Annotated in this window: 25 protein-coding genes; 7 read left to right on the top strand and 18 right to left on the bottom strand. The window is 58.2% G+C overall.

The genetic code is table 11. From position 1 onward, the window contains the following. The 15 genes from V1566_RS01510 to V1566_RS01440 all read right to left on the bottom strand — a co-directional run bounded on the left by V1566_RS01510 (position 1) and on the right by V1566_RS01440 (position 12,880). Complete coding sequence (locus tag V1566_RS01510; protein ID WP_395304877.1) at positions 1 to 579, bottom strand: DUF3261 domain-containing protein; 579 nt, start codon at positions 577 to 579, stop codon at positions 1 to 3. Then, on the bottom strand, positions 576 to 2,900 hold the full coding sequence (locus V1566_RS01505; protein ID WP_395304876.1) for an MMPL family transporter: 2,325 nt from the start codon (positions 2,898 to 2,900) through the stop codon (positions 576 to 578). Before V1566_RS01505 ends, V1566_RS01510 begins: the two co-directional genes overlap by 4 nt. Continuing rightward, complete coding sequence (locus V1566_RS01500; RefSeq protein ID WP_395304875.1) at positions 2,869 to 3,474, bottom strand: outer membrane lipoprotein carrier protein LolA; 606 nt, start codon at positions 3,472 to 3,474, stop codon at positions 2,869 to 2,871. The genes V1566_RS01505 and V1566_RS01500 overlap by 32 nt, the downstream gene beginning before the upstream one ends. Continuing rightward, positions 3,471 to 3,893: a thioesterase family protein gene (locus V1566_RS01495; protein ID WP_126786774.1), complete on the bottom strand. Its 423-nt coding sequence runs from the start codon at positions 3,891 to 3,893 to the stop codon at positions 3,471 to 3,473. Before V1566_RS01495 ends, V1566_RS01500 begins: the two co-directional genes overlap by 4 nt. Before the next feature lie 3 nt (positions 3,894 to 3,896). Next, positions 3,897 to 5,588, bottom strand: a complete 1,692-nt coding sequence (locus V1566_RS01490) for a glycosyltransferase (protein WP_395304874.1) — start codon at positions 5,586 to 5,588, stop codon at positions 3,897 to 3,899. Beyond that, positions 5,579 to 5,932, bottom strand: coding sequence for a hydroxymyristoyl-ACP dehydratase (locus V1566_RS01485; RefSeq protein ID WP_395304873.1), 354 nt, complete (start codon positions 5,930 to 5,932; stop codon positions 5,579 to 5,581). Before V1566_RS01485 ends, V1566_RS01490 begins: the two co-directional genes overlap by 10 nt. After that, positions 5,919 to 7,280, bottom strand: a complete 1,362-nt coding sequence (locus V1566_RS01480; protein ID WP_395304872.1) for an AMP-dependent synthetase — start codon at positions 7,278 to 7,280, stop codon at positions 5,919 to 5,921. Before V1566_RS01480 ends, V1566_RS01485 begins: the two co-directional genes overlap by 14 nt. Continuing rightward, entirely contained in the window at positions 7,273 to 7,812 is a 540-nt protein-coding gene (locus V1566_RS01475) for a hypothetical protein (protein WP_395305939.1), read from the bottom strand. The genes V1566_RS01480 and V1566_RS01475 overlap by 8 nt, the downstream gene beginning before the upstream one ends. A 54-nt stretch (positions 7,813 to 7,866) precedes the next feature. Beyond that, the gene (locus tag V1566_RS01470; protein ID WP_395304871.1) at positions 7,867 to 8,118 is read right to left on the bottom strand and encodes an acyl carrier protein; all 252 of its coding nucleotides are present in this window, start codon (positions 8,116 to 8,118) and stop codon (positions 7,867 to 7,869) included. A 10-nt stretch (positions 8,119 to 8,128) separates the two neighbouring features. Then, positions 8,129 to 8,386 (bottom strand): phosphopantetheine-binding protein, encoded by a 258-nt coding sequence (locus V1566_RS01465; RefSeq protein ID WP_008503081.1) that lies wholly within the window; start codon positions 8,384 to 8,386, stop codon positions 8,129 to 8,131. Continuing rightward, positions 8,367 to 9,182, bottom strand: coding sequence for a lysophospholipid acyltransferase family protein (locus V1566_RS01460; protein ID WP_395304870.1), 816 nt, complete (start codon positions 9,180 to 9,182; stop codon positions 8,367 to 8,369). The genes V1566_RS01465 and V1566_RS01460 overlap by 20 nt, the downstream gene beginning before the upstream one ends. After that, positions 9,179 to 9,901 (bottom strand): beta-ketoacyl synthase chain length factor, encoded by a 723-nt coding sequence (locus tag V1566_RS01455; protein ID WP_395304869.1) that lies wholly within the window; start codon positions 9,899 to 9,901, stop codon positions 9,179 to 9,181. Before V1566_RS01455 ends, V1566_RS01460 begins: the two co-directional genes overlap by 4 nt. A gap of 68 nt (positions 9,902 to 9,969) precedes the next feature. Further along, entirely contained in the window at positions 9,970 to 11,034 is a 1,065-nt protein-coding gene (locus V1566_RS01450) for a class I SAM-dependent methyltransferase (protein ID WP_395304868.1), read from the bottom strand. 69 nt (positions 11,035 to 11,103) lie between these two features. Beyond that, positions 11,104 to 11,493 (bottom strand): lipoprotein, encoded by a 390-nt coding sequence (locus tag V1566_RS01445; protein WP_395304867.1) that lies wholly within the window; start codon positions 11,491 to 11,493, stop codon positions 11,104 to 11,106. A 337-nt stretch (positions 11,494 to 11,830) separates the two neighbouring features. Beyond that, positions 11,831 to 12,880 (bottom strand): AI-2E family transporter, encoded by a 1,050-nt coding sequence (locus tag V1566_RS01440; protein WP_395304866.1) that lies wholly within the window; start codon positions 12,878 to 12,880, stop codon positions 11,831 to 11,833. A gap of 145 nt (positions 12,881 to 13,025) precedes the next feature. Between V1566_RS01440 and V1566_RS01435 the strand changes: the two genes are divergently transcribed. Further along, a complete protein-coding gene (locus V1566_RS01435; RefSeq protein WP_395304865.1) occupies positions 13,026 to 14,243 on the top strand; it encodes an MFS transporter in 1,218 nt (405 codons plus the stop codon). Positions 14,244 to 14,247: 4 nt separating this feature from the next. On the opposite strand, the gene V1566_RS01430 is transcribed toward V1566_RS01435, so the two are convergent. Together V1566_RS01430 and V1566_RS01425 are read right to left on the bottom strand one after the other, a co-directional pair. Then, complete coding sequence (locus V1566_RS01430) at positions 14,248 to 14,805, bottom strand: DcrB family lipoprotein (protein ID WP_395304864.1); 558 nt, start codon at positions 14,803 to 14,805, stop codon at positions 14,248 to 14,250. Between the two features lie 72 nt (positions 14,806 to 14,877). Beyond that, positions 14,878 to 15,543 (bottom strand): 7-cyano-7-deazaguanine/7-aminomethyl-7-deazaguanine transporter, encoded by a 666-nt coding sequence (locus tag V1566_RS01425; RefSeq protein ID WP_023309514.1) that lies wholly within the window; start codon positions 15,541 to 15,543, stop codon positions 14,878 to 14,880. A 167-nt stretch (positions 15,544 to 15,710) separates the two neighbouring features. On the opposite strand from V1566_RS01425, the gene tusA reads away from it, so the two are divergent. Next, positions 15,711 to 15,953, top strand: a complete 243-nt coding sequence (gene tusA, locus V1566_RS01420) for a sulfurtransferase TusA (protein ID WP_008503071.1) — start codon at positions 15,711 to 15,713, stop codon at positions 15,951 to 15,953. Between the two features lie 64 nt (positions 15,954 to 16,017). On the opposite strand, the gene yhgN is transcribed toward tusA, so the two are convergent. Further along, a complete protein-coding gene (gene yhgN / locus V1566_RS01415) occupies positions 16,018 to 16,611 on the bottom strand; it encodes an NAAT family transporter YhgN (RefSeq protein WP_003861574.1) in 594 nt (197 codons plus the stop codon). Positions 16,612 to 16,788: 177 nt separating this feature from the next. Here yhgN and asd point away from each other — a divergent pair, with 177 nt between their 5' ends. The 5 genes from asd (at position 16,789) to glgA (ending at position 25,045) form a co-directional block, all read left to right on the top strand. Further along, the gene (asd, locus tag V1566_RS01410) at positions 16,789 to 17,892 is read left to right on the top strand and encodes an aspartate-semialdehyde dehydrogenase (RefSeq protein ID WP_395304863.1); all 1,104 of its coding nucleotides are present in this window, start codon (positions 16,789 to 16,791) and stop codon (positions 17,890 to 17,892) included. 250 nt (positions 17,893 to 18,142) lie between these two features. Further along, positions 18,143 to 20,329 carry a 1,4-alpha-glucan branching enzyme gene (gene glgB, locus V1566_RS01405; RefSeq protein WP_395304862.1) on the top strand — a complete coding sequence of 729 codons (2,187 nt, stop codon included), beginning with the start codon at positions 18,143 to 18,145 and terminating at the stop codon, positions 20,327 to 20,329. Continuing rightward, the gene (gene glgX, locus V1566_RS01400; RefSeq protein WP_395304861.1) at positions 20,326 to 22,299 is read left to right on the top strand and encodes a glycogen debranching protein GlgX; all 1,974 of its coding nucleotides are present in this window, start codon (positions 20,326 to 20,328) and stop codon (positions 22,297 to 22,299) included. The genes glgB and glgX overlap by 4 nt, the downstream gene beginning before the upstream one ends. Positions 22,300 to 22,316: 17 nt before the next feature. Then, positions 22,317 to 23,612, top strand: coding sequence for a glucose-1-phosphate adenylyltransferase (gene glgC, locus V1566_RS01395; RefSeq protein ID WP_063144256.1), 1,296 nt, complete (start codon positions 22,317 to 22,319; stop codon positions 23,610 to 23,612). Further along, on the top strand, positions 23,612 to 25,045 hold the full coding sequence (gene glgA, locus V1566_RS01390) for a glycogen synthase GlgA (RefSeq protein ID WP_395305938.1): 1,434 nt from the start codon (positions 23,612 to 23,614) through the stop codon (positions 25,043 to 25,045). The genes glgC and glgA overlap by 1 nt, the downstream gene beginning before the upstream one ends. Positions 25,046 to 25,062 lie beyond the last annotated feature (17 nt).

Here is a 25,062-nt window from a genome sequence, read left to right as displayed (position 1 = left end):
TCAGTCACCCAGATATTGAATGGTGATGTGGTATTTGAACACGTGCTGCTCGATGCTGATCGGCTCGCGCTTGCCTTTGCGGTGCAGGTAGACAATCTCCGTCACCAGCTTGCCGCTGGCGTTGCGCAGCTCGCGTCGATCGCCATTGTCCGTTAACGTCCAGCCCTTCGGCAACTGCGGCTGCCAGGCGCTAATTGGCCAGTGGCTGAGCATCACGTCGGCCAGCACCTGGCTGGCGGGGGGCAGCTGCGGCACGACGATCGACTGCTCGGTATGAATACCGGTCTCATCGTACGTCGCCAGGAACAGGCGAATGCCCACGGAAGAGAGCCCGGCCAGCGTCACTTTATGCGCATCCGCGTTGAGCATTACCAGCAGAGACTGCGTTTGTCCGTTAAAGCTGCCGGTCAGCAGCTGTTGGGAACTGACAGCCGGGCTAATGCCGGGTGGCGGGAGCGTAACTTTAGTTCCCGGCTGGAGCCAGGCCTGGGGACGCGTCTCTTTGGTATCGGTCGAATGGCTGCAGCCCGCCAGCAGCAGCGCCGCAGCCAGCGCGGCGGCGCGGTAAAAAGCGTTCATTTACGTTTTCTCTCTTTCTTATCCGGCATCGCCAGCGGAGCCAGCAGGAAGGCGGTAAAAATACCGCTCACCAGCACGATACCAAAGCTGCTGATGGCCTGGGTGGCGCTGAAGACGAGCATGCCCAGCGTGAGGAGCGTGGTCATCATGGCCAGCGTAATCGCCAGCATTGAGGTCAGCGGCGTACCGCGCGGGTTGCTGAAAAACAGCGTGTAGTTAATGCCAATGCCGAGTACCAGAACCAGCGCCAGCAGTGAAAACAGGTTCACCGGGTGACCCGTTGCGGCCAGGACCGCCAGCCCGCAGCTCAGCGACAGCACGGACGGCACCAGGCTTATCAGCCCTTTACGCCAGCCGAGGCGCAGCATTGCCCCGCAGGCAATCACCGCCAGCGCGGCAAACAGTAGCCCCGTCAGCAGCGTGCGATAGAGGGCAAACAGGCCGTCAAAGCTGGCTTTGCGATCGACCCAGACGACGCCGTCATGGCGCGCGGCCAGTGCACCGAGGTACGCGCTGTTTTTCGCGCCGTCCACCGGCACCAGCACGCCGCTTTCCTCGTCGGGCAGGGTCAGCCAGAGCAGACGCCAGCCTTCGCTGGCCGGGCTTTTAAGCCACGCGTCCACGCTGACCGGCATGGCGTCGAGATTCGGGGATACGGTATTAAGCCCGGCGCTTTTCAGCACGTTCGTTACCGCAGGGGCAGCATCGCGCAGCATTGTAAGGTCGCTTTTCTGGCGGGCCAGCGAGTTCAGCGGCAGAGTACGCCAGCGGGCAATCTCTCCCGCTTTTTGCGCCTGTGCCAGCGCCGGGGTAAAGGCTTCCAGCCGCTCCAGCGTTTGCTGAGGCGAGGCGCCATGGACCACAAACCATTTCTGATCGACGCTCTGTCCGGTCAGGGCGGTAATGGCCTTCTCCTGCGCCAGAATATCCTTCGGCAGAGCCTGCAGCTGGGCGATGTCGTCGTCCACCCTCAGGGTGCTCATCCCCACGGCGGAGAGCAGCGCCAGCGCGACGGGCAAACCAACGGACAGTTTTTTATTGCGTCGCCAGGCGGCCAGCCAGCGCAGCATGATAACCATCAGTGGAACCGGGCGCACCGGTAAACCCCGGCACAGCCACGGATGCCAGAAAATCACCGTCAGGCAGGAGGCGCTCAGCCCCACGGCGGCGAACACCGCCATCTGGCGGATCCCGGGGAAGGGGGCCAGCATCATAATCAGGTAGGCGGCAACGGTCGTCAACAGCGCCAGCAGCAGCGCATTGCGTACTTTCGCCAGGCTTTGCCAGGGGGAATGCTCCGCGCCGTGCACCATCCGTTCGGTCAGGTAGTAGAGCGTGTAGTCGGCTGAAATACCGATGATGCTCATGCTCATTACCAGCGTCATCAGGTGCAGTTCGCCAAAGAGCAGCAGCGTTACCACCGTGCCCGCCAGCGCGCCGATGGCAATCGAGAGCACGCTCAGCAGCAGAGGGCGCAGAGAGCGGAACACCGCCACGATGAGCAGGAACACGCCAAGCAGGGTGGCGATGCCCAGCGTCGAGACGTCGCGTTTGGCCTGCTGGCTGGCGTAATCGCTGTAGAACACGGTCCCGCGCGAAAGCAGCTGTGCCTGAGGGTAACGGGCTTTTAGCGTCTCCTGCAGCGCGTTAAGCGTCGTCACGAGCCGGTGGGTCTGCTGCATATCAAATGACGAGCCCGCCAGCTCGCCGTGAAGCAGATACCAGTAGTTTCCCGCCTCATCTTGTGTGACCAGCCAGCCGTCCATCAGCCGCAGCTTCTGGCCGTTTTGCGCCAGAGCGAGCTGGGAGCCGCGCATCAGCATCAGGGGATCGTTTTGCAACTCTTTGCCGCTGACGCCGGAAAAGGCCGAATAGAGCTGAGATAAAATCCACTGCGCCTGCGCTTCTCCGCCGTTTTGCAGGCGGGCGCGGGTGGCGGGATCGATCAGGCCGTTGCGGTGCTGCCAGAAGAATTCTCCCCAGGCCTTTTGCCCGGCGGCGTCCATCGGGCCTTTGACCTCGCTGAGCGCGTCGCTGCTTTGCAGCAGCGCCAGCCACTGCTGCGCCACGCGCGGATCCGGCTCTTTGCCGGGGCTAACCAGCCAGACCAGCTGGCGGTCGAGACGCTGCATAAATCCGTCGTTGAGCGCCGGCGGGATCTCCCCCAGCGTCTGTTTCGGCAGCATGGCCAGCACGCTGCTGTTCAGACGCGCGCCGGGCAGCAGCGACAGCAGCACGCCCAGCAGAATCAGGCATAGCGTGGCCCACAGCAGCGCCGGGCGCAGGGATTTACGGTGCGGCAAAGCGTTGGCGTTCGTCATCGGTCAGGCTGGCGGGCGTCAGTTGGTGGCGTGAAAGGGCGATATCGGTCCGGTCGCCCTGTTTGTCGTTCAGACGAATCGTCTCCAGATAGGTCGCGCCACCCAGATCGAGGGTGGCGAAAATCTTGTCCAGCGGCGTCGTTTTTGGCGTGAGCACCAGCGACCAGCGGCCCGCGCCCAGGTCTTTAAAATCGATGAGGAAGTTCTCTTCGAGCACCTTGCGGTCGGCCTGGAACAGGGCCCGCAGAAGATGGTTGAACTGGAACATCTGCGGATTATTGTCGGCAGTGATGGTCTGCGGCGGCTGGCCGTTAATTGCCTGAACCATCCGCTTGTCATCGAGCAGGAGCGTCATCGGAAACGGCGCTTTTTGATCCCACAGCAGGCCGCTGTCGCGGGCGATCAGCATCTCGCCCTGCGAGCGCAGCGGCTGCGGCATATCTTTTATCGTGCGAACCTGTTCGAAGTGCGCGCGCACGACAGGCTGCTCGGTGAAGCGCTGCTGCAGTTCATCCAGCGTCACGGCGCTGACCAGCGGGCTGACGATCAGCACCAGCAAAGGCAACCATTTCATGGCGTCACTCCCATTCGTTCAAACAGTATTGTCGGGCTCACAAAGCACATTTCGCGGGTAGCTTCTTCTACCGCTACCTGGATGGTGTAACCGGTCGTGGTGCGTTTGCCGGTCTGCGCATCGAAAATTTGATAGGCAATGCGCAGGCGGTTTTCATACTCTTCAACGTGCGCGCGGACGCGAATACGCTGCTCAAAGGTCACCGCATCGCGGTATTTCACCCGGGTATCGACGACGGGCCAGACGTAGCCGGAGGCCTTCATCTGGCGATAGCCATAGTCAAACTGATTGAGCAGCGCCTCGCGGGCGATCTCAAAGTAGCGGAAATAGTTACCGTGCCAGACCACGCCCATCATATCGACGTCGTGGAACGGAACGGTGATCTCGACTTCAGTCGTAAAGCGGGGATCGGTCAGCACCCTTTACTCCTTCTCTCTGGACTCTGGCAGATGCCAGAAATCGAAAAAATTAAACCAGTCGAGCGGCGACATGAGGGCGTAATGCTCCAGCCGCTGCGCGTAGCGATCGACGGTATCCTGCAGCGCCTGCTGGCGTTCACCGCGCGGCAGGCGCAGCGGGTCGGCAAACGGTTCGCAGTGCAGGGTGAGCTTCCCCTGCTGGCGCAGGGCAAAAATCAGCAGCACCGGGCAGCGCAGGATGGAGGCCAGGATAAACGGCCCCTGTGGGAACGGCGCAGGCTGGCCCATGAACGGACTCCAGATCACGCGCCACTCGCCGCCACGCTGCGGATTCACCGCGATGCGATCGCCCACAATGGCGACCCACTCTCCGCGCTCAAGCTTCTCTTTGATGGCAATCGCGGTGTCCGGGCCGATGTCGGTAACCGACATTAAATTCACGCTGGCCTGGGGCGCCATTTCGCTCATAATTTGCTTAAAGCGCTGGGCGTTCTCGCTGAAGACCAGGGCGTTGATGATCTTGCTGTCTTTCAGCTGAGCCAGCGCCCGGCAGGCTTCTACGTCGCCAAGGTGCGAGGCGAGCAGGAGCTTGCCCTGCGGCGCCGCGATATCTAGCGCTTCGCTCGCGCCGGGGGCAAAGACCACGTCGCGATCAAACTTCAGCTCACCGCGCCAGCTGGCGACTTTATCCAGCATCGCGTTGCCGAAGCGCATAAAATGGAAAAAGCTGTTGAGCCTTGAGGGAACAGGCATGTTCCGCTGACGCAGCTCGTGCTTCACACTCCCTATCCACTGCCGCGATGCCTGCCGCGCCGGACGCGCGATAAGCCAGTACACGCCGATCACCGGCCACAGCAGCACGGTAAAGGCCCGTCGCCCCAGTAGTTCCCAGACGCGCAGCATCAGGCGCATCCCCCACAGACCCTTGACCTCGTCCAGTTGCGCCCAGTGCTGGCGGCGTCGACGGAAAAGCAGGCCGGGCATGCGGGGCAGCATGCCGAAGAACAGCCGGGTATGCATCAGGGAGATCCGCACGTTATCTTTTAACGCATCGAAGTGGGACAACCCGTCCTTCGGATAGGTGACGCGGGTAGGCAGAAAGACGCTGGTGTTGCCCTGCCAGTAGAGACGGACCATCACTTCGGTGTCAAAGTCCATGCGTTTACCGAGCGGCTCACGCGCTGCCAGCCGCAGCGTGGGCGCGACCGGGTAAACCCGAAAGCCGCACATGCTGTCTTTAAGCTGCAGGGATAAGGTCTCAATCCACACCCAGACGTGGGTTACCCAGCGCCCGTAGAGTCGCGAGCGTGGAATGGAATCATCGTAAATGGGCTGGCCGGAAATCAGCGCGTCCGGGTAGCGCTCTGCCAGCGCCAGCAGTTTGGGAATATCTTCGATGGCGTGTTGACCGTCCGCGTCCACCTGCACGGCGTGGGTATAGCCCGCGCGCGCGCACGCCTCCAGCCCCCTGATGACCGCGGCACCTTTCCCGGCGTTTTCCGCCAGGCGGACCAGCATCATCTGCGGCAGCTCCGCCGCCAGGCGTTCGAGCTCCTGACGGGTGATCGCTTCGCTGCCGTCATCCACTACCAGGCACGGCAGGCCGAACGGTGCAAGACGTGACAGCACGCTGGCGATCATGGCGCCGTGGTTGTAGCACGGGATCAGCACGCAGGGGCGAAAGATCACGGACATAGACGGATTTTTCCGCTGCTGGCGGTATGGCGTTCCGCCCCGACGTGACGCTGGTAGCTGAAGGTCAGCATCTGACGTTCGGCATGCCACTCAAGCACCAGCGTCACCGTGGTTTCCGGCAGCAGAGGCGCCTGGAACTTCACGTTTTGAATGCTGTGAAAGCGGTAGCCCGGTGCCAGTAAGGTCGTTGCGTAGTGCATCACCCAGTCAAGCTGCGCAACGCCGGGCAGCAGCGGTTGTACGGCAAAATGGCCCTGAAACCAGAACAGCGCCGCGTCGAGATGCAAAATGATTTCCAGCTTCTCCGGCTGTGTCTGGTGGCGCTCAATTTCATGAATTTTCATGAAATAACTCCTCTATCTGCGCATAGACACGCTTGTTCATACTGTTTACCGGCATTTCATCGACAATGCGCCAGTAGCGTGGAACGGCGACCGGCTCAAGCCACGGCAGCAGGGCGCGACGCCAGGCGAACTCCTGCGCTTTTTTATCCTGCATATACCCGCGCTGACGAACCGCTTCGTCCAGCACCAGCAGCGCGCCAATCCCCTGACGGCCTCCGCGCGTGACCGGCAGTACAGCCGCTTCGCAAATCCCGTCGAGCTCCAGCAGGCGACGTTCGATCTCGTTAAGCGAGATGCGCTTTTCTTCAATTTTGACCACTCGTCCGCGACGACCGGCGATGCTGAACAACCCCGCGCTGTCGAAGTGGAGGATATCGTCCAGCTGGAGTCCTTCTTCCTCATGGATCAGTGGCGACGTGACGCGACAGGCGTCATCTTCCTGATGGAAGATAACGCCGGGGAACGCGAGCCACGGGACGTTATCCTGCTGGCGATGGCGCCAGGCGAGGATCCCGGTTTCGGTACTGCCATAAATTTCGTCCGGCCAGATGTTAAGCCAGCCCGCGGTGGTGGAGACGTCACACCAGGGCAGCATTCCGCCTGCTGAAATCAGCATCCTGACGGGCGGCGCGGCCAGCTCGGTATCCAGGCGCTTCAGAAACGCCGGGCTGCTGATGAACAGATAATGCCGGTCATGAGGAAGAGCGGCCAGCTGCTCTGCGTAGTAGAGCATCGCGGCATGCAGCGGCAGGCCCAGCGCCATCGGCAAGACGATGCGGAATGTCAGACCGTACAGATGTTGCGGTACGACCGAGGCGACAACGCTACAGCCGGCCAGACGCTCGCCGAAGCGGTCAGCCAGCAGATAGGCTTCGCGATCCAGACTGACGATGTGCTTAATCACCCGGCGCGGGGTACCCGTGGAGCCGGAGGTGAACAGCTCTACGAAGCGGCTTTCGTCAATCTCCGGCAGGGGTACCCAGTGGCTAGTCGTCTGATGGCTGGAGGCCACCACAAGCAGCTTCCCATGGAAACCGAGAGTCCGATCGCTCAGAACGCCGCTAAACAACGCCTGCTGTTCTTCAAGCTGCGAGACGCGGCTATGGCCGGGAATGACCGGCGTTTTACCGGCGTGCAGCGAGGCCAGCAGCGCAACAATAAACAAGTAGCTGTTTTCAAAGCACAGCGCCCAGCGCTCGCCATCCTGCTGACGCAGGGTATCGACCAGTAAGGTCACGTCGTGGCGCAGCTGGCCCAGCGTCCAGGTACGATCGTCAAGCCAGGCAACGGGCGTATCGTCAGGGCGCGGCGCGTTTAACCACTGGCCCAGCGGAAGGGGGTTAGTCATTGTGCATCTCTTTTCTTATCACCCGCTGGCGCACCAGCCACTCTGTCGCCATCAGCGTTCCCATCAGGATGTAGGCCACCATACCGTTCCACAGCGTCCACAGATGCATGTCGCCGTGGAGGACGGTGAACAGCGCCATCACGCCGTTACCGATGAAAAAGCCGCACCAGACGAGGGTCACCTTGCGGGTATAGCGGACGCCCTCCGGGGGCAAATTTGGTTCGCGCAGGCGCGCCATTCGTTCGACAAGCGGCATCGTGGTCCACAGCGAACCCCCGAACACGGCCAGCATCACCAGGTTGACGACCACCGGGTAGAGCAGCAGCCACTGGTGGGTTTTCAGCAGATAGCTGGCCGCGCAGAGCGCGATACCCGCCAGCGCCACGCACTGCACCACATACCGCATCGGGCCAGCGTTCCGCTGCGCCTGACGCAGCCGCAGCAGCAATACCAGCGCCATCACCGGTAACAGCCACTGCAGGCTGTTGTGCGTCAGCCCAAATCCAATCAGGAAGGGCCACGCCAGCAGCATCAGCCCCGTCAGCAGTGGGATGACCGGGAACGTCCGTCCACCACGCACAGTGTCTTACTCTTCGCGCAGAAGCTGTTCGACGGCGTCAACCACATCCTGAACGGTACGAACCGATTTAAAGGTTTCCGGCTTGATTTTCTTGCCCGTTTTTTTCTGCAGATGAACAATCATGTCCACCGCATCAATGCTGTCCAGCTCCAGATCTTCGTAAAGACGGGCTTCGGGCGAAATATCCTGCGGGTCGATTTCAAAGAGCCTGGTCAGAAGGCCACAGACTTCCTGATAAATGGTTTCTTGTTCGGTCATCGTTCACATCTCAGGCGCGTTGAGCGTTAATAAAGGACGCCAGCGTGGCGACGGAAAAGAAGTGCTGGCGCATCTCTTCGCTTTCGGCGGAAAGCACCACGCCATACTGGTTTTTCACGGCCAGACCCAGTTCCAGCGCGTCGATAGAGTCGAGACCCAGCCCATCGCCAAACAGCGCGGCATCGGTATCAATATCCTCTGCGGTGAGCTCGTCCAGATTCAGCGTGGTGATAATAAGGTTCTTAATTTCAAGATAAAGCGCTTGCATCATTAATTCCTGACAAAGATTGAAGGCCTGATGTTAATCGATGCTGTAGATGCCGGTTTAACTGCCTTGCCGCCAGCGCCGGTTCTTGTTCATTCGCATCGTAAAATTCGTCGATGTTCACGCGGTCACGGACATCCACGGTGAAGACAGGTTTTTCTGGCGGTACATCATACCAGCGACTTTTTTTATCCAGCAGGTGCTCGCTGCAGTGGATCAGCACCACCCGCAGATCGCTGTTACAGCGCACGGCGATATTTGCCGCGCCGCGCTGGAGGGAGATAGCCTCGCCAAACCGGGTACGCGTGCCTTCCGGGAAGATTAACAGCGTGTCGCCCTGAGCCAGACGCTGCTGGCTGGCCGCGAGCAGGGGCTCGGCTTCGCTGTTAATCAGGTAATCCGCCGCGCGGATAACGCCGCTGACAAAGGGGTTGCGCAGCAGCGCGCTCTTCACCAGACAGTCAGTTTCCGGCATCACCGACGCCAGAATCACGTAGTCAATTAACGTGGGGTGGTTAGCCACCACCAGACAACCCCGATCGCTGCGCAGCGCGTCAAGATTGTGAATGCGATAGTCCAGTACTCCGAGGCTGCGAGCCACAGTCAGGAAGAAGCGGAAGCTGGCCGCAATGCTGCGACGCGCCAGGCGACGACGGCTGGCGCGGTCGCGCTGGACGATCAGCAGCAGGTTGAACCAGACCAGCGACAGCAGCAGCCCGCCCACGCCAAACAGCGCGAAGCAGAAGCCGGTCATCAGCAGACGCCATAACCAGTTGATACGGGTAGCCAGGCGGTTCATGCGCGCATCCATTGCCACAGCAAGCGTTCGCCGGGCACCACAAACTGATGTTCCTCGCTGAGATAGCGTTGCAGGAACATCAGACTTTGCGGCAGGGCAGGTTCTTCACCCGTGCTGCCGCTGCGGGTTTCACACTGCAAGCCGTTGCCGGATTCAATCACCAGCGCCAGCGCGTACGGCCAGGTGGGCATCTGCGGCGGTAACGCCGGATGGTAAAATTCCGGCAGCGCGCCGTCAAAATCAACCAGCAGAACGCGGGAATAGCCCGCCTGCAGCAGGCTCAGCACTTCACATAAGGCCTGCTGGAAGGTGTCCAGCCCGGCAGAAATGGATGACGAGACGATGGCCTGGCGTGCGGTAATCGTGAGATTTCCCACCGCAGAATTGTGCACGGACATGGCGAAGTCGGTGGGGGAAACGGACTGCCCGGTCGCCAGAGCATGCAGAATACGGTAGTTGCGCTCCAGCTCGCCGTGGCGGCTGGCATAGACGACGGCATCAATGGCGTGCTTTTGCAGCATGGCAAGACCAATGTCCACCGCCAGCTTACTGCCTGAATTGAGGCGGCGCGCGGTCATCATGGGTAAAGCGGTCAGCCGGGGAAGCGGGGCCGCTGGGTCAACGGCCAGCTGCAGGCGCGACCACGCCTGCCACTCTGTGGCATCGCTGAGTCCTGGCGCTCTCGCCTGCCAGTCGATAATGTTCAGTGAAAATTTCATCTACGCGCGTCCGCGAAAAAAAACCGTATTCAAAGGGCAGGCTGGGCCACCCGGGCAGCTAAGCTGCTCTATTGTTCACGTTTGGTGCATATCAGCAGGGTATGACCGACCCCAAGGTTGTCCAGCCGCTGTTCAACGCTGAAACCTGCGCTCTCCAGGTAGCAATAAAACTTCTCTACGCTGTAAAACCGGCTATTACCATTCGCCATACAGGTGAAATAGAGCGAGGTGGCATTCAGGCTGAAAGAGGCCGCTTCAAACTTCTGGGCATCCCAGAAAAGCTCCATAATGCACAAACGTGCGCCTGGCTTCATGACCTGTGCGACGCGCGTCAGCATGGCGACAATCTGATCCGGAGAGAAACAATCCAGGAACTGGCTCATCCACCAGACGTCGGCGTCACCCGGCAATGCTGCTGGGCTAAGCATATCGACAGCATAGAATGCAATACGATGAGAAAAACCTGCTTTTGCGATGTTTTCCTGCGCCAGCGCAATCTGCTGCGGCAGATCGAGGATCGTCACAGCAACATTTTCGTCATAGCGGCAGCAGCGTAACGACCATTTACCCGTATTTCCGCCCACATCGTACAATTTTGTCGGCGAGCTTGCGAATATATATGGCAACGCAGCGTCAAAAGCAGCGTCAGAATAGTAATGATCAAAGGCGAACCAGCTCTCTTTCGCCGGAGCCGGTAATTGGGATAACGCCGGGTAGATGGTTGGCCAGTGGCCAAACACGGCTAATCCGGCTGGCTTTTCTTCCTGAAGGGCGTCCGCCAGGTGAAATAGCCCCTGGTAACAAACGTCCTGGGTGAAATCCATATTTACGCGGGTCATTTCGTCGTGCAGTAAAAAATGGCCCACTTTCGCCAGGAAATAACGTCCATTCTGTTGGGTAACGATTCGACCGCTTAATCCCATATCCAGCAGTACGCTAACCCCATAGCTGCCGAGCGTGCTGTGTTCGGTTATTTCCTCGAGGCTGGCACCCTGTTTACCTTGTGTATCGAGCCAGGCGAGAACGCCTGAGTTACGCAGACAAAGCGCTGTCTGGAATAACATCGGGGCAAAGGCGATGCGTTGCGCTTCGGTAATGGCATCCAGTGCGCTGAGTGTGTCCTTTTCGTACATTACTGCGTAACCTTTTAGGGCAATAAAGAGAGGTTATCGGGCCATACGCGGCCCGACTTTAGAAAAATATTACAGCGTGGCGCCAGCGGAGAGGTTCAGCTGAATATCGTGGTCGAGGTTATTCACCCAGCGGTTATAGTTTTTGTGAATTTTACCGTCTGCCGCTTTCAGGTTAAGGCTATTTTCATAGTTGATTGAATAGCTTGTTGCCGTGTACGGAATACTCACCTGGACCGAGTGATCGCGTGACTGTAGACGTCCCTTAATCACACCAGGACCCGCTTCCGTCATGATCCAGTCACGCTTTTGTCCTGCTTTCAAAATTGCCGTTTTTACCTGATCGGCAGTATGACCCGCGCTGACAATAGAGTGAACCTGAGCGATTGGGGCGGTACGCGCACAGCCTGCCAGTGCGCCAACGAATACGGCAGCAGCACACCATTTAACGATCTTTTTCATCAACAACTCCATATCAATAATAACAATTAAAGGTAGTGGTTTTTACAAATAATATTCATTCGGCGTATTGTTTGTGCCAGATGTATTTTTTAATCAATATTAATGTTTGCATTACGTTGACGCGAAGGCGGGCATAATAACATGGAAAATAAATAAGAATTTCATTTTTTATAATTTTCGTTAAATCATGGATTGCGTTTCAACATAATGCGTGTGGCGTAAATAAAGACAGAGAGAATGTCGCCTTAACGCAAATAAAAATACCGCGACGGATTAGGGTCGCGGTAATTTACGGCGTATTACTAACGGTTTAAACCTACCTGTACAGGTAGGTCGGTTACCCGGGTAACCGACTTTTCGGCCTCCCTGGCCCAAGCAGGATCGCCAGTTTGCTGCCGCCTTTGGTGGTCTCCATCCAGATCTTACACACGCTGGTCAGGGGGACCGAGAGCAGCATTCCGACCGGGCCCAGCAGCCATCCCCAAATCAGTAAGGATAAAAACACCACCAGCGTCGACATACCCAGCCGGTGCCCCATCATGCGCGGCTCAAGAATATTGCCCAGCACCATATGCACGACGAGGAACAGCGCGCCGACCAGCATACATTCATAGAAGCCGTTAAACAGAAACGCCTGAATCATCGGCGGCACGGCGGAAAGCACCGCGCCAATATTGGGCACGTAGTTCAGCAGAAAGGCCAGCACGCCCCACATCAGCGCGAACTGCACGTCCATCAGCATCAGCCCCAGCCAGACAATGACTCCGGTCCAGACGCTCAGGAGCGTTTTCAGCGCCAGGTATTTGGAGACGCCCTTCAGTGCCCGGTGTAAGCCCGCAATGTGAATTTGTGGATTATTCAGTGCAAAGCGCAGCTTGTAGGGAACGTGGCGGACTTCGAACAGCATAAACACCACCGTCATGACCAGCAGCAGAATGCTGGCCATCGCGCCGGAAAGCCCCGTCATTAAGGTGGTGGCGTAGGTCATGACCTTCTCGGAGTCCATCCTGCGCAGCATCCGTTCGGGTGAGATGTGCAGATTAAGGAAGGGCACCATCTCCTGGAGTGCGACAATCTTACGCGTCAGCTCTTTGTTGTACTGCGGCAGCATGGTGGAGAATTCGCTCAGCGATGCCGCCAGCACGCCTAAGAGCGCCGTCAGGGCAATCAGCATCACGATGACGACGATGGTGATGGCTACCGGACGGCTGACGCCCCGGCGTAAAAACCAGGTGACCAGAGGATTAAGCACAATGGCAAAAAAGAGCGCCAGCAGGAGCTGAACAATAATGTCAGCGGCAGCATGGATACCCGCAAGGATAACCACCAGACAGGCGAGTTTTAATAAGATGTGGAGTCCAGCTTTGTCGGACGGGTTAGCGATCATGCGTGTTCCTTAATATGATGACCCGGTAAGTGTAGTGCCCGGGCTCCGCTTCGTCTGGGGCCGTTAATCTGAAAGTCGGGGCTGATTTTCTTATTGCGCCGTGGTAATAGTGAAACACTGTTGTAAAAAATCCAGGTAGAACCCCATGCCCGAACCTGCCGCTGAACCGGCACTGAGCGGACTGCGCCTCAATCTGCGCATCGTTTCCGTTGTGATTTTCAACTTTGCCAGCTATCTGACCATTGGCCTGCCGCTGGCGGTCCTGCCGGGCTATGTCCATGACGTGATGGGCTTCAGCGCCTTCTGGGCGGGGCTGGTGATTAGCCTGCAATATTTCGCCACGCTCCTCAGCCGCCCGCATGCCGGGCGCTACGCGGACACGTTCGGTCCAAAAAGCATCGTGGTGGTGGGACTGTGCGGCTGTTTTCTCAGTGGCCTGAGCTATCTGCTGGCTGCCGCAACCAGCCACTGGCCGCTTGTCAGCCTGGCGCTGCTCTGCCTGGGTCGCGTCATTCTGGGCATTGGGCAAAGTCTGGCGGGAACCGGTTCGACGCTGTGGGGCGTGGGGGTGGTAGGCGCACCGCACATTGGCCGGGTGATCTCCTGGAACGGGATTGTCACCTACGGTGCGATGGCGCTCGGTGCGCCGCTCGGCGTGGCCTGCTATGCGCTGGGCGGGCTGCATGGGCTGGCCATCACCATTATGGCGGTCGCGCTGCTGGCGATCCTCTTTGCGCTGCCGCGCCCGAAAGTGAAGGCCAGCAAAGGTAAGCCGCTGCCGTTTCGGGCGGTATTGGGGCGCGTCTGGCCGTACGGCATGGCCCTGGCACTGGCGACCACCGGCTTCGGCGTGATAGCGACCTTCATTACTCTGTTCTACGACGCCAAAGGCTGGGACGGCGCGGCCTTTGCGTTAACCCTTTTCAGCTGTGCGTTTGTTGGCGCGCGCCTGCTTTTCCCTAACGGCATCAACCGTCTGGGCGGGCTGAATGTGGCGAAGATCTGCTTTGCGATAGAGATTGTGGGGCTGCTGCTGACCGGAATAGCGGTGGTGCCCTGGGTCGCGAAAGTGGGCGTGTTCCTCGCGGGGGCAGGCTTTTCCCTGGTCTTCCCGGCGCTGGGCGTGGTGGCGGTAAAAGCCGTGCCGCAGCAGAATCAGGGAGCGGCGCTGGCGACCTATACGGTGTTTATGGATATGTCTTTAGGCATTACCGGCCCACTGGCGGGGCTGGTGATGGCCTGGGCAGGGGTTCCGGTGATCTATCTTGCCGCGGCGGGTCTGGTGGTGATTGCGCTGCTGCTGACGTGGTGGCTAAAAAAATGGCCCCCGGTGCAGGCACCGGAGGCCACGTCATCGTCGTGAAGGGTTACTGGATCACGATGGTGTTAATGATGTTTTCAGCAGCCGTCTGCGCTTTCTGCTGATCTTCTGCAGGCAGGGTGATCTGCAGGGTCAGCAGTTTGTTATCAACCTTGCCCAGCACAACAGAAGAGTAAGCGGTCTGGCCTTTTGCAGAGATGATGCTGTCGAGCTGTTGCAGCGTGTGGCCTTTCAGCTCGATGGATTTATTGGTGACAACCTGCAGCTGTGGATCACGGCCGCGCTGCTGATCTTCCAGACGTTTGGACAGAACGGCCAGATCTTCGCTGGTGTCGTCGCCCACAATCACAATGACCGCTTTCTGCCCGGTTGCGTCGGAGTACACGTGCATGTTGTTCGCCTGGGTGCCCAGCTTGCCGCTCTGGTCAGTCATATCGGCTGGCAGAGAGAAACTGAGTTTGCCATCCATCAGATTCACCGGCTGGCCGGTCGCGTTGCTCTCTGCGGATGCGCCCTGAGCAGGCGTTTTCGTGTCGCTGTTATCACAGGCTGCAAGACCCACAACCATCAGGCCAATCCCGACATATTTAACCAGATTGCGCATTGACTTCTTCCTTTCGATAAACGGCCATAACGGCTCATTCGCTCATCTTATCACAACTGATAAAGCGAACCCTTAACCAGCCTGCAATGCCGTGATTTCAGATTTATCTGCCAGCCTTTTCAGCAGCATATTGAGCAGCACGCCGTACATGGGCAGGAAGAAGACAATGCTGATGAGGACCTTGAAGCAGTAGTCCACCAGCGCGATTTCCATCCAGTGTTCAGCCATGAACGCATCCGGGCTGCGCCAGAAGGCGATGAAGAAGAAGGCCAGCGTATCGCTCACGTTACCGAACAGCGTGGAGGCGGTTGGCGCCATCCACCAGCGATGGTTCTGACGCAGGCGGTTAAACACATGCACGTCGAGGATCTGCCCCAGCGCGTAGGCCATAAAGCTTGCCGCGGCGATACGGGCAACAAACAGGTTGAAGTGGGTTAACGCCTCAAAGCCCTGCCAGCTTCCCATATAAAACAGGGAGGAAACCACGTACGAGATGAACAGCGCCGGGAGCATGACCGAAAAAATAATGCGGCGAGCCAGCGGTGCGCCAAAGATACGCACGGTCAAATCCGTCGCGAGGAAAATAAACGGGAAGCTGAACGCGCCCCAGGTGGTATGAAAACCAAAGATGGAGATCGGGAGCTGCACCAGATAGTTGCTGGAGGTGATCACCAGCAAATGGAAAAGCGAAAGCCAGAACAACGCTTTTACGCGCTGTGATTCAGAAAACGACGTCATATTGTGACCTTTTTATACGTTGGGGTGAGGGAACCCAATAAAAACCGCAGCATGATACTGCTTTGGCAGGACATTGCAATGGTTAGTTTTTACGCAATCGTTAACCTGGTTTGCATTGATCGCAACCGGGCGTAAACTACAGCCGTTTTTACCAGACCGAGAAGACCATGACCGACCTGTTTTCCAGCCCAGACCACACTCTTGATGCCCAGGGCCTTCGCTGCCCGGAACCGGTAATGATGGTACGCAAAACCGTGCGCAACATGCAGACCGGTGAAACGCTGCTGATTATTGCCGATGACCCGGCCACGACCCGCGATATTCCCGGCTTTTGTACCTTTATGGAGCATGAGCTGGTGGCACAGCAGACCGAGGCGCTGCCGTACCGGTATTTGATTCGTAAGGGGTAGATGGGCTGTCCTCTGCGGCCTGATGCCCTCACCCTGGCCCTCTTCCACGGGGAGAGGGAGAAAGTCATCCTTTCATCCACGCCCGGATCCCGTCCAGGAACATCTGCGTCGCCATCATTACCAGAATCAGCCCCATCAGGCGTTCCAGTGCGTTCACCCCTTTCTCACCCAGCAGGCGCAGGAACAGGGACGACTGCAGCAGGATAATAAACGTCCCGCCCCAGGCGATCAGCAGGGCAATCACCAGATGGCTCATCTGGTTAGGATACTGATGCGACAGCAGCATCAGCGTAGCCAGAATGGTTGGCCCGGCGACGAGGGGAATCGCCAGCGGCACAATAAACGGCTCTTCACCCGCAGGCAGGCCGCTGCTGCTGCCTTCCGCGCTCGGGAAAATCATCTTAATGGCAATCAGGAACAGAATAATCCCGCCGGAAATCGAAACGGTTTCGGCGCGCAGGTTCAGGAACGCGAGAATTTTTTCCCCCGCAAACAGGAAGATAAACATCACCAGCAGGGCGATGAGCAGCTCGCGGATCATAATCGCCCGACGGCGCTTCGGCTCGGTGTGCTTTAACACCGACATGAAGATCGGCAGGTTTCCCAGTGGATCCATTATCAGGATCAATAAAACCGCCGCGGAAATGATTTCACTCATGTAAATTATCCCTGAAACTCTCTATGGTTATTATGATAATTAGCTGTATTTCTGATTGCCGGGCAATCATCGATTAATTTCGCTTGCGACTTTGGCAGCATTTTGTAATGTGAAGCATATCCCAGTTCAATACTGGCTTGCACAAACAGCACACACCCTCAGCAGGAAAAAAATGCTATGAAAAACGTTGGTTTTATCGGCTGGCGCGGTATGGTCGGCTCTGTACTCATGCAACGCATGGTTGAAGAGCGCGATTTCGACGCTATCCGCCCGGTCTTCTTCTCCACTTCCCAGCTCGGCCAGGCTGCTCCGTCCTTTGGTGGTACCACAGGCACGTTGCAGGATGCTTACGATCTGGAAGCGCTGAAGGCACTCGACATTATTGTGACGTGCCAGGGCGGCGATTATACCAACGAAATCTATCCAAAGCTGCGTGAAAGCGGCTGGCAGGGTTACTGGATTGACGCGGCCTCTTCGCTGCGCATGAAAGACGATGCCATCATCATTCTTGACCCGGTTAACCAGGGCGTTATCACCGACGGCCTGAACAACGGCGTGAAAACCTTTGTTGGCGGCAACTGCACCGTCAGCCTGATGCTGATGTCCCTCGGCGGCCTGTTCGCGCAGGATCTGGTGGAGTGGGTCTCCGTGGCGACCTACCAGGCGGCGTCCGGCGGCGGCGCGCGTCACATGCGCGAGCTGCTGACCCAGATGGGGCAGCTGCACCACAGCGTCGCGACCGAGCTGGCAAACCCGGCGTCCGCTATTCTTGATATCGAGCGTAAGGTCACTCAGCTGACCCGCAGCGGCGATCTGCCGGTAGATAACTTTGGCGTACCGCTGGCCGGTGGCCTGATCCCGTGGATCGACAAACAGCTGGATAACGGCCAGACCCGCGAAGAGTGGAAGGGCCAGGCTGAGACCAACAAAATCCTCGCGACCGCGAACACCATTCCGGTTGATGGTCTGTGCGTGCGTATTGGCGCGCTGCGCTGCCACAGTCAGGCCTTCACCATTAAACTGAAAAAAGATGTGTCTATTCCGACCGTGGAAGAGCTGCTGGCCGCGCACAACCCGTGGGCGAAAGTGGTACCAAACGATCGCGATATTACCATGCGCGAGCTGACCCCGGCTGCCGTTACCGGCACGCTGACCACGCCGGTTGGCCGTCTGCGCAAGCTGAACATGGGGCCGGAGTACCTCTCCGCGTTCACCGTCGGCGACCAGCTCCTGTGGGGCGCCGCCGAGCCGCTGCGCCGCATGCTGCGCCAGCTGGCGTAATAATTTGTTAAATACCGGGGGGTGATTTTCACCCCTTTTTTTTGCGTACTACATGGAGTAACACGCGTATGTCTTATTTTTTATCAGGAGTCATCTAGAGCGTTGGCTATGCTTTAAGGAAGAGTCATTTCTTACCTGAGGTTCGAACGGAGCAGATTGGATGCACATTTTTGTGCTGTCCCGTTCAGGTCACATTAAAAGTCGTCCCGGAGCGCTTAAAAAGGACGACATAAAAAACAGGATGAATACCATGTCCGATCGTGTGGATAGAGACGTGATTAATGCGCTTATTGCGGGTCATTTTGCTGACCCCTTTTCTGTGCTTGGAATGCATCATACTGAGGATGGCCTTGAAGTTCGGGCATTGTTACCGGATGCCACAGAAGTCTGGGTGATTGAACCCAAAACCGGCCGCAAGGTCGGCAATCTTGAATGCCTCGATTCCCGTGGCTTCTTCTCGGGCGTAATGCCCCGTCGTAAAAACCCTTTTCGCTATCAGCTCGCCGTTCTCTGGCACGGTCAGCAAAACCTGATTGACGATCCTTACAGCTTTGGCCCTCTGCTTAAAGAGATGGACGCCTGGCTGCTCTCCGAAGGAACGCATCTTCGCCCTTATGAAACGCTGGGTGCCCATGCCGATACTATGGACGGCATTACCGGCACGCGGTTCTCCGTATGGGCGCCTAACGCCCAGCGGGTTTCCGTTGTCGGCCAGTTCAACTACTGGGACGGCCGCCGCCACCCGATGCGCCTGCGCCGGGAAACCGGCATCTGGGAGCTGTTTATCCCCGGGGCGCACCACGGGCAGCTTTATAAATTCGAGATGATCGACGCCCACGGCAAGCTGCGCATTAAAGCCGACCCATATGCCTTCGAAGCGCAGATGCGCCCGGATACCGCGTCGCTGATTTGCGGCCTGCCGGAGAAGGTCGTCCAGACGGAGGAGCGTAAACAGGCCAACCGCTTTGATGCGCCCATCTCCGTCTATGAGGTACACCTTGGCTCCTGGCGTCGCCACACCGATAACAACTTCTGGCTGAGCTACCGGGAGCTTGCCGACCAGCTGGTGCCGTATGCCAAATGGATGGGCTTTACCCACCTTGAGCTGCTGCCGGTCAACGAGCATCCGTTCGACGGCAGCTGGGGCTATCAGCCCACCGGGCTGTATGCGCCAACGCGCCGCTTCGGCACGCGCGATGACTTCCGCTATTTCATTGATGCCGCGCACGCCGCCGGGCTGAACGTCATCCTCGATTGGGTGCCGGGCCATTTCCCGTCGGATGATTTCGCGCTGGCAGAGTTTGACGGCACGAAGCTGTACGAGCACAGCGACCCGCGCGAAGGCTATCACCAGGACTGGAATACGCTGATCTACAACTACGGTCGCCGTGAAGTCGCAAACTACCTGGTCGGGAATGCGCTGTACTGGATAGAGCGCTTCGGCATTGATGCCCTGCGCGTCGATGCGGTGGCGTCGATGATCTACCGCGACTACAGCCGCAAAGAGGGCGAGTGGATCCCGAACGAGTTTGGCGGACGTGAAAACCTGGAAGCGATTGAATTCCTGCGCAATACCAACCGCATTATCGGCGAGCAGGTGGACGGCGCCGTGACCATGGCGGAAGAGTCGACCGACTTTGCGGGCGTCTCCCGTCCGCCGTCATTAGGCGGCCTGGGGTTCTGGTATAAGTGGAACCTGGGCTGGATGCACGACACGCTCGACTACATGAAGCTGGATCCGGTTCACCGCAAGTACCATCACGATAAGCTGACGTTCGGGATGCTCTACAACTACACCGAAAACTTCATGCTGCCGCTGTCCCACGATGAAGTAGTGCACGGCAAAAAATCCATTCTCGACCGCATGCCGGGCGACGCGTGGCAGAAGTTTGCCAACCTGCGCGCCTACTACGGCTGGATGTTTGCCTTCCCGGGCAAAAAACTGCTGTTTATGGGCAATGAGTTCGCTCAGGGACGCGAGTGGAACCACGACGCCAGCCTCGACTGGCATCTGCTCGAAGGCGGTGATAACTGGCACCACGGGGTGCAGCGTCTGGTGCGCGACCTGAACCTGACCTACCGCCACCACAAAGCGCTGCACGAGCTCGACTTCGATCCGTACGGCTTTGAGTGGCTGGTGGTGGACGACCACGAGCGCTCGGTGTTTGTCTTTGTGCGTCGTGACAAAGCGGGTAACGAGATCGTCGTCGCCAGCAACTTCACGCCGGTGCCGCGCGAGCACTACCGCTTCGGTATTAACCAGCCGGGCAAATGGCGCGAAATTCTGAATACCGACTCGATGCACTATCACGGCAGTAACGCCGGTAACGGCGGGCTGGTACAGAGCGACGCCATCGAAAGCCACGGACGACCAAACTCCCTGAGCCTGACGCTGCCGCCGCTTGGCACCATCTGGCTGATGCGGGAGGGCGAATGACGCAGCTTACGGCAGGTAAACCCGAACCGCTCGGCGCGCGTTTTGACGGAAAGGGTGTCAATTTCACCCTCTTTTCCGCTCACGCTGAGCGGGTAGAACTGTGCGTGTTTGATGGGGAAGGTAACGAGCACCGTTACGATTTACCTGAGCGCACGGGGGATACCTGGCACGGCTACCTGGCCGGAGGACGGCCAGGCATGCACTACGGCTTTCGCGTACACGGTCCGTGGGTTCCGGCGCAGGGGCACTGGTTTAACCCGGCGAAGCTGTTGATTGACCCGTGCGCGCACCGCGTGGACGGTGAATTTAAAGACGACCCGCTCTTCCACGTCGGCTACGGCGAGCCCGACCACCGCGACAGCGCGCCCGTCGCGCCAAAAAGCGTGGTGGTGAACGATCTTTATGACTGGGAAGACGATGCCCCGCCGCAGACGCCGTGGGGCAATACCGTCATTTATGAAGCCCACGTCAAAGGGCTGACGTACCTGCATCCGTCGATCCCCAAAGAGATGCGCGGCACCTATAAGGCGCTCGGGCATCCCACCATGATCGCCTACCTGAAACACCTCGGTATCACCGCTCTGGAACTGTTGCCCGTTGCCCATTTTGCCAGCGAGCCGCGCCTGCAGCGGCTGGGGCTAAGCAACTACTGGGGCTACAACCCGCTGGCGATGTTCGCGCTTGAGCCACGCTATGCCGCCCATCCGGAAAAGGCGCGGGACGAGTTTCGCGATGCGGTGAAAGCGCTTCATACGGCGGGCATTGAGGTCATTCTGGACGTCGTGCTGAACCACAGTGCTGAAAGCGATCTCGACGGTCCGACGCTCTCCATGCGCGGAATTGATAACCGTAGCTATTATTGGATCAGGCAGGATGGCGATTATGAGAACTGGACCGGCTGCGGTAACACGCTCAACCTCAGCCATCCGGTGGTCACGCATTTTGCTTATGAGTGCCTTAAATACTGGGTGGAAACGTTCCACGTCGACGGTTTTCGTTTTGACCTGGCGCCCGTGATGGGGCGCACGCCAGCGTTCAGCCAGCAGGCGCCGCTGTTTGAGGCGATAAAAAACTGTCCGGTGCTCTCGCAGGTGAAGCTCATTGCCGAGCCGTGGGATATCGGTGAAGGCGGTTATCAGGTCGGGAATTTCCCGCCGCTGTTTGCCGAGTGGAACGATCACTACCGCGATGCCGTGCGGCGCTTCTGGCTGGAACGGAATCTGTCGCTGGGGGAGTTCGCCGGACGCTTTGCCGCTTCAAGCGATCTCTTTAAGCGTGACGGCAAACGCCCGTCGGCCACCGTTAATCTGTTGACGGCGCACGACGGTTTTACGCTCAGGGACTGCGTTTGTTTCAATCAGAAACACAATGAGGCAAACGGCGAAGAGAATCGCGATGGCACTAACAATAACCATAGCTTTAATCATGGTATAGAAGGGTTAGGCGGAAGCCTTGACGTTATCGAGCGACGACGCGCCAGCATTCATGCGCTGCTGACAACGCTTTTATTGTCGCAGGGCACGCCGATGCTGCTGGCAGGCGATGAGCATGGCCACAGCCAGCACGGTAACAACAATGCGTATTGCCAGGACAACACGTTAACCTGGTTCGACTGGGGTGAAGCCAACAGCGGGCTGATTCATTTTACCGCTGCGCTGATCCATCTTCGCCAGCAGATCCCCGCGCTGACCGCCGACCGCTGGTGGGAAGAGGGTGACGGCAACGTTCGCTGGTTGAATCAAGACGCGCAACCGTTAAGCGCGCAAGAGTGGCAACACGGCGTACCACGCCTGCAAATCCTGCTGTCGGATAAATGGCTGGTCACGCTGAACGCGACGGATGACGTCGCAGAGATTGTTTTACCTGAAGGGGAATGGCGAGCTGTTCCCCCCTTTGCCGGAGTGGATAATCCGGTAGTAATGGCTGTCTGGCACGGGCCTGCGCACGGAGTGTGCGTATTCCAAAGATGATAAAAAAGGAGTTAGTCATGGTTAGATTAGAGAAGAACGATCCCTTAATGTTGGCACGCCAGCTACCATTAAAAACGGTTGCCCTGATACTTGCGGGTGGACGTGGTACCCGTCTGAAAGATTTGACCATCAAGCGCGCCAAACCGGCTGTTCACTTTGGTGGTAAGTTCCGCATCATCGACTTTGCGCTCTCCAACTGCCTGAACTCGGGTATTCGCCGTATTGGCGTCATCACGCAGTATCAGTCGCATACGCTGGTTCAGCATATCCAGCGCGGCTGGTCATTCTTCAGCGAAGAGATGAACGAGTTTGTCGATCTTCTTCCTGCTCAGCAACGCGTCCACGGCGAGAACTGGTACCGCGGGACGGCGGATGCGGTGACGCAGAACCTTGATATCATTCGTCGCTACAGTGCGGAATACATCGTGATCCTCGCCGGGGACCACATCTACAAGCAAGATTACTCCCACATGCTTATCGACCACGTCGAAAAAGGGGCGCGCTGCACCGTGGCGTGTCTGCCCGTGCCCGTTGCTGAAGCGACGGCGTTTGGCGTGATGCACGTGGATGCCGACGACAAAATTATAGACTTTGTTGAAAAACCGGCGAATCCGCCAACCATGCCGGGCGATGACACCAAATCGCTTGCCAGCATGGGGATCTACATCTTTGACGCAGAATATCTTTATGAGCTGCTGGAAGAAGATGACAAGGACGAAAACTCCAGCCACGACTTCGGTAAAGACATCATTCCGAAAATCACGAAAGCTGGCATGGCGTATGCACATCCTTTCCCGCTGTCCTGCGTGCAGTCCGACCCGAATGCGGAACCCTACTGGCGCGATGTGGGAACGCTGGAAGCGTACTGGAAAGCGAACCTCGACCTGGCGTCGGTCACGCCTGAGCTGGATATGTACGACCAGAACTGGCCGATTCGTACCCATATGGAATCGCTGCCGCCGGCCAAATTTGTTCAGGATCGCTCCGGCAGCCACGGTATGACGCTGAACTCGCTGGTGTCCGGCGGGTGCATTATTTCAGGCTCGGTGGTGGTGCAGTCGGTGCTGTTCCCCCGCGTGCGGATAAATTCATTCTGTAATATCGATTCGGCAGTCTTACTGCCTGATGTCTGGGTAGGTCGCTCGTGTCGTCTGCGTCGCTGCGTTATCGATCGTGCCTGCGTCATTCCCGAAGGGATGGTGATTGGTGAAAACGCGGAAGAAGACGCGCGTCGTTTCTATCGTTCGGAAGAGGGGATCGTGTTAGTCACACGGGAAATGTTGCGGAAGCTGCAGATCAAACAGGAGCGATGATGCAGGTTTTACACGTATGTTCTGAGATGTTCCCGTTGTTAAAAACGGGCGGTCTGGCAGATGTTCTGGGGGCATTACCGGCAGCGCAGATCGCCGGAGGCGTGGATACCCGAGTCCTGCTGCCCGCCTTTCCGGATATCCGGCGCGGTATACCTGATGCAAAAGTGGTGACCCGCCGTGAGACGTTCGCCGGACGCATCACCCTGCTGTTTGGACATTACAATGGCGTAGGGATTTACCTGATCGACGCGTCGCACTTATACGATCGACCGGGCAGCCCGTATCACGATACGAACCTGTTCGCCTATACCGACAACGTGCTGCGCTTTGCGCTGCTCGGCTGGGTCGGTGCCGAAATGGCGACGGGGCTGGATCCGTTCTGGCGCCCGGATGTAGTGCACGCGCACGACTGGCACGCCGGGCTTGCCCCGGCGTATCTCGCGGCGCGCGGCCATCCGGCCAAATCGGTCTTTACCGTGCATAACCTGGCGTATCAGGGGATGTACTATGCCCATCACATGAGTGAAATCGATCTGCCATTATCGTTCTATAACATGCACGGGCTGGAGTTTAACGGGCAGATCTCGTTCCTGAAAGCCGGGCTGTACTACGCCGATCACATCACGGCGGTGAGCCCAACCTACGCGCGTGAGATCACCCAGCCGGAGTTTGGCTACGGTATGGAAGGATTGCTGCAGCAGCGCCATCGCGAAGGCCGCCTGTCGGGCATTCTGAACGGCGTTGATGAACAGATCTGGAGCCCGGAAACCGATCTCCTGCTGGCGGCGCGCTATGGCAGTGATTCCGTGGAAGACAAAGCGGAAAATAAACGCCAGCTGCAGATTGCGATGGGCCTGAAGGTTAACGACAAGGTGCCGCTGTTTGCGGTAGTGAGCCGCCTGACCAGCCAGAAAGGGCTGGATCTGGTGCTGGAGGCGCTGCCCGGTTTACTGGAGCAGGGCGGGCAGTTGGCGCTGCTCGGCGCGGGCGACCCGGTGCTGCAGGAAGGTTTCCTTGCCGCCGCCGCGGAACATCCGGGGCAGGTGGGCGTGCAGATTGGCTACCACGAAGCGTTCTCGCACCGCATCATGGGCGGCGCGGACGTCATTCTGGTGCCGAGCCGTTTCGAACCCTGCGGCCTGACGCAGCTTTACGGTCTGAAATACGGCACGCTGCCGCTGGTACGCCGCACGGGCGGGCTGGCGGATACCGTATCCGATAGCTCTCTGGAAAACCTGGCGGACGGTATCGCCAGCGGGTTTGTCTTTGAGGACAGTAATGCCTGGTCGCTGCTTCGGGCGATTCGGCGTGCTTTCGTCTTGTGGTCCCGTCCATCGCTCTGGCGTTACGTTCAGCGTCAGGCGATGTCCATGGACTTTAGCTGGCATGTCGCGGCGCAGTCATACCGCGATCTCTATCAACGCTTGATGTAACGAGGCGAAGTTACTGA

Origin of the sequence: Enterobacter sp. ECC-019, assembly GCF_043974075.1 — a bacterium.
GTDB classification, from domain to species: Bacteria; Pseudomonadota; Gammaproteobacteria; order Enterobacterales; family Enterobacteriaceae; genus Enterobacter; species Enterobacter asburiae_D.
This window is presented reverse-complemented; position numbering and strand designations above follow the sequence as displayed.

Bases quoted from the DNA above. Each gene is read 5' to 3' on its own strand.
- V1566_RS01510 (WP_395304877.1), bottom strand. From the start codon at position 579: ATGAACGCTTTTTACCGCGCCGCCGCGCTGGCTGCGGCGCTGCTGCTG.
- V1566_RS01505 (WP_395304876.1), bottom strand. From the start codon at position 2,900: ATGACGAACGCCAACGCTTTGCCGCACCGTAAATCCCTGCGCCCGGCG.
- V1566_RS01500 (WP_395304875.1), bottom strand. From the start codon at position 3,474: ATGAAATGGTTGCCTTTGCTGGTGCTGATCGTCAGCCCGCTGGTCAGC.
- V1566_RS01490 (WP_395304874.1), bottom strand. From the start codon at position 5,588: ATGTCCGTGATCTTTCGCCCCTGCGTGCTGATCCCGTGCTACAACCAC.
- V1566_RS01485 (WP_395304873.1), bottom strand. From the start codon at position 5,932: ATGAAAATTCATGAAATTGAGCGCCACCAGACACAGCCGGAGAAGCTG.
- V1566_RS01480 (WP_395304872.1), bottom strand. From the start codon at position 7,280: ATGACTAACCCCCTTCCGCTGGGCCAGTGGTTAAACGCGCCGCGCCCT.
- V1566_RS01475 (WP_395305939.1), bottom strand. From the start codon at position 7,812: ATGCTGCTGGCGTGGCCCTTCCTGATTGGATTTGGGCTGACGCACAAC.
- V1566_RS01470 (WP_395304871.1), bottom strand. From the start codon at position 8,118: ATGACCGAACAAGAAACCATTTATCAGGAAGTCTGTGGCCTTCTGACC.
- V1566_RS01465 (WP_008503081.1), bottom strand. From the start codon at position 8,386: ATGCAAGCGCTTTATCTTGAAATTAAGAACCTTATTATCACCACGCTG.
- V1566_RS01460 (WP_395304870.1), bottom strand. From the start codon at position 9,182: ATGAACCGCCTGGCTACCCGTATCAACTGGTTATGGCGTCTGCTGATG.
- V1566_RS01455 (WP_395304869.1), bottom strand. From the start codon at position 9,901: ATGAAATTTTCACTGAACATTATCGACTGGCAGGCGAGAGCGCCAGGA.
- V1566_RS01450 (WP_395304868.1), bottom strand. From the start codon at position 11,034: ATGTACGAAAAGGACACACTCAGCGCACTGGATGCCATTACCGAAGCG.
- V1566_RS01445 (WP_395304867.1), bottom strand. From the start codon at position 11,493: ATGAAAAAGATCGTTAAATGGTGTGCTGCTGCCGTATTCGTTGGCGCA.
- V1566_RS01440 (WP_395304866.1), bottom strand. From the start codon at position 12,880: ATGATCGCTAACCCGTCCGACAAAGCTGGACTCCACATCTTATTAAAA.
- V1566_RS01435 (WP_395304865.1), top strand. From the start codon at position 13,026: ATGCCCGAACCTGCCGCTGAACCGGCACTGAGCGGACTGCGCCTCAAT.
- V1566_RS01430 (WP_395304864.1), bottom strand. From the start codon at position 14,805: ATGCGCAATCTGGTTAAATATGTCGGGATTGGCCTGATGGTTGTGGGT.
- V1566_RS01425 (WP_023309514.1), bottom strand. From the start codon at position 15,543: ATGACGTCGTTTTCTGAATCACAGCGCGTAAAAGCGTTGTTCTGGCTT.
- tusA (WP_008503071.1), top strand. From the start codon at position 15,711: ATGACCGACCTGTTTTCCAGCCCAGACCACACTCTTGATGCCCAGGGC.
- yhgN (WP_003861574.1), bottom strand. From the start codon at position 16,611: ATGAGTGAAATCATTTCCGCGGCGGTTTTATTGATCCTGATAATGGAT.
- asd (WP_395304863.1), top strand. From the start codon at position 16,789: ATGAAAAACGTTGGTTTTATCGGCTGGCGCGGTATGGTCGGCTCTGTA.
- glgB (WP_395304862.1), top strand. From the start codon at position 18,143: ATGTCCGATCGTGTGGATAGAGACGTGATTAATGCGCTTATTGCGGGT.
- glgX (WP_395304861.1), top strand. From the start codon at position 20,326: ATGACGCAGCTTACGGCAGGTAAACCCGAACCGCTCGGCGCGCGTTTT.
- glgC (WP_063144256.1), top strand. From the start codon at position 22,317: ATGGTTAGATTAGAGAAGAACGATCCCTTAATGTTGGCACGCCAGCTA.
- glgA (WP_395305938.1), top strand. From the start codon at position 23,612: ATGCAGGTTTTACACGTATGTTCTGAGATGTTCCCGTTGTTAAAAACG.